3 protein-coding genes are annotated in these 3022 nt (G+C 53.8%); all 3 read right to left on the bottom strand.

The window, feature by feature from the left end:
• Positions 1-421: 421 nt before the first annotated feature.
• Positions 422-1747, bottom strand: a complete 1326-nt coding sequence (locus ACFFAR_RS29465; RefSeq protein ID WP_375509039.1) for a hypothetical protein — start codon at positions 1745-1747, stop codon at positions 422-424.
• A 196-nt stretch (positions 1748-1943) separates the two neighbouring features.
• Positions 1944-2216, bottom strand: coding sequence for a DUF1488 family protein (locus ACFFAR_RS29460; RefSeq protein WP_375509038.1), 273 nt, complete (start codon positions 2214-2216; stop codon positions 1944-1946).
• 134 nt (positions 2217-2350) lie between these two features.
• Positions 2351-2626: an HU family DNA-binding protein gene (locus ACFFAR_RS29455; protein WP_375509040.1), complete on the bottom strand. Its 276-nt coding sequence runs from the start codon at positions 2624-2626 to the stop codon at positions 2351-2353.
• Positions 2627-3022 lie beyond the last annotated feature (396 nt).

The following is a 3022-nucleotide window of genomic DNA, read 5'->3' as shown; positions in this document are numbered from 1 at the left end:
GGTCATCGTGAAGCTGCCCAGACGCTTGCTCTTTACTGGGAGAATCGCTGGGGATACTCGGCGTCAGGAGACTCGGTTCCTAACCGCTCTATTGCCCAGAAATGGTACAAACGTTACGGTGAAAACAATCAAAAGGTCTTGCAAACAGCGAGCCCCATCGCTTCATAGAGGGTGAGCGGAGATAACCGTGCGGCTCCGCATCGTTCGTCACGCAATGCTGGGTTTGACTGCCATACCGCAGGTCGGCTATATTTTTGCCGGTCGTCAAGTAGCCCTGAATGCGGAGCATCAACCAATGACCGCGTCTGATCCGGCGCAAATTTGCATCAATCTATTTGTGCCGCCCACACCGCATCCCAGACCATCTAAACGAACCTGTCGTCATGATCAATTGAGCAGTTGATCCTTGACGAAAGATTCATCAGAGCAAAATCATTTGTTGCAAAAGCTCCAGCGCCTTGTTTTCGTTCAGAAGCCCGGTCCGCGCCTTCGCAGCAATTGTCTTCAGCAATGCTTCAGCGATGGGTGGAATCCCACGCAAATGAGCAAGGTCGCTCACCACTGAAAGCGAAAGCGCTTCGTCGGCCAAGTCTTTCCCGGTGTTCGACGGTTGGTTGTTTTGGTTGGCACCATCAACCGCATCAACAGGTTTCTTAAGGAAGTCTGCAGCGTTCGCTACAGTGGTGACATTTTCCATTAGGTTACTTGTAACGTCTTGGTCTGGGACGCTGACAGTTTGCGGTTGAGGCACCGTGCTAGTTTCGTCCACAAGATGTTTCGCTACCGCCGCTTGCGGTTTATAACTTGTTGCTATGGGCGTCGCCGTCTTGCGTTTTCTTGAGGTCGGTGCGAGGAGTTCGTTCACGTGGTCAGGCACATCGTGCGTCTGTCGTGGCGTGTCGAGCCACCCCGCTGGCAGCTCTAGTACATCGGTAAAGCGTTTCGCTTCAACATCATCCAAACGCTTTTTCCCGTGCAGTCGATGCGCCATGTTTGACTGGCTTAGGTTCAACATTCGGCTTAGCAGCGCTTTCGATCCATTGCGGGCAGTCAAGACATGAAGGTTCGCCTGTCGAACCTCAGGAATTGTAGGTGTGCTCGCCAGTTCAAGCGACTGTTGCTGCGCTGCCTTAGCCGCCCTCGAAACGCCCTTCGACTGATCGGTCTTCGCGCTTGCGCCAGCATCTTTCGGCGCAATCACCTTGCCCTTCTTGCTGGCTGGCGCGGGTGCAGTGCTGGTCTTTCTTGGCATATCGACATCCTTGGCTGTTACAGCTTCGCTCAAAACGGGGTGCTTTTTATGATCGGCTGACTTATGAATTGGCGAAGGTTCCACTGGGTCATCAAATACGCCGTCAGTTGGCCTATTTTCCAGCGGGGAGCGCAGTCGTGCGATCACGTCTGGTGGCAACGTTGGGTTCGGGTGATCGAAGAAACCATCGGGAAGACCAAGCGTCGTTTCCATGTGAAACGCTGTCTCGGGCGTAAAACGCTCACCGCTGACCAATTCTGCGATGCGGGCCAGATTCGAGTCGAGACCCAACGCTACATTTTCCGCACCAACAGCGTCGACGAGTACTTTGAACGCTCGAGTCTTGAAAATAGATGCCGTCTGGGCGGGATCCTTTGACTGAACAGGTTTCCCGTAATGCTTCTTTTGCGTCTGCGATGCGCTGGTTGGCGGGTGCTGGCGCGCTGGACGTGGACCGCTGCCTCGCGAATCTTGGCGTCCAAATGTACGACTCATAAAAATAAGCTCCGAATGTTGCGCTCGCGATTGCGGCAAGAGCGAGAGTCCAGTAAGCAGTCAGGCTGCTGCCAAGTAACCGAGAGATGGCTACAGCAATAAACCGACTCTAAAATCTTGCCGAGCCTAAGCATCACATATCAATGACTAAAGACTCGAACTTATAAAAAATATGGGGGGTGAAAATGTAAGCGCCCTACGACGCAAAGTCTTCTGCATCAAGGCGGACTTCGGTCGCGCCGCTGCGTAAAGCCACGCGCTGCGTGACGGCCGTGATGCGCTGGCGGCCGTCAGCAAATATACGCAGCACGCGGCCTTCGCTTGCATCAGGACCCAACCAGAAGTACTGCTCTAGCGCCGTCCTCGTAATCAGTGCCTTCACCTCGCGACCAGCGGTCACTACCGTGAACATAACGGCCCGGCCATTTTCCACGAGGGATGGTTCATGCGAGTGTTGCGCGCCGTTCATTTCTTCGTCACTTGTCAGATCTAATCCAAATCAACCGAATTATAGGTGCAAGTGTATCAAGCTCCGTGTAGCACTACACTGCCAATGAGCACACACTCAGTGACCAGCAATGACGAACAGTCGAACACGGAGCGTTACTGGTTGACGCTGTCCTTGAACCCTTTTCCTGCAGTGAACTTTACTGTGGTAGCTGCGGCAATCTGGAGCGCTTCGCCTGTTTTCGGATTGCGCCCCGCGCGGGCGGCACGCGCGCCAGTACCGAACGAACCAAAACCAACTAATTGAACCGTATCGCCGGACACCACCGCTTGCGTGATCTTTGCCAGCACCTCATCGATGATTTCGCTGGTCAAGGCCTTGCTTGCGCCGGATTGTGCTGCGACTGCATCGACAAGTTCTTGTTTGTTCATCAGGATTTTCTCAATAATTAAGTTTCGTTGGTCAAACTTTACCATCAAGAATTAGGTCGGCACCAGAAGGGACCTCCGAGCTGATCTATTTGCATATGTTGCCATTCGCGTCGAGTTCCAGCCACCCACTACAGCGCGCAAGCCGAAAAGATGGCATTCGAATACACACAGCTGGGCGAGCTGCTCAAGGGATCTCCCTCGCGATCTGCGCAGACACGAGGTAAAACTTCGTTGCGACCGCTGAGTTGCAACCAGATTGGAACGTGAATTGTTCACCATGCATCTTGGGACAGCCTGGACGCGGACACCGGGTCTGCAGCGTTACATCGGTTGCAGGGCGCAGCGCAAAATGCGAGGATCGTAAAACTCGGTGTCGTCTGTCCCCGATCCGTACTG

This window comes from uncultured Caballeronia sp. (assembly GCF_964243625.1).
In the GTDB taxonomy this organism is placed as follows: domain Bacteria; phylum Pseudomonadota; class Gammaproteobacteria; order Burkholderiales; family Burkholderiaceae; genus Caballeronia.
This window is presented reverse-complemented; position numbering and strand designations above follow the sequence as displayed.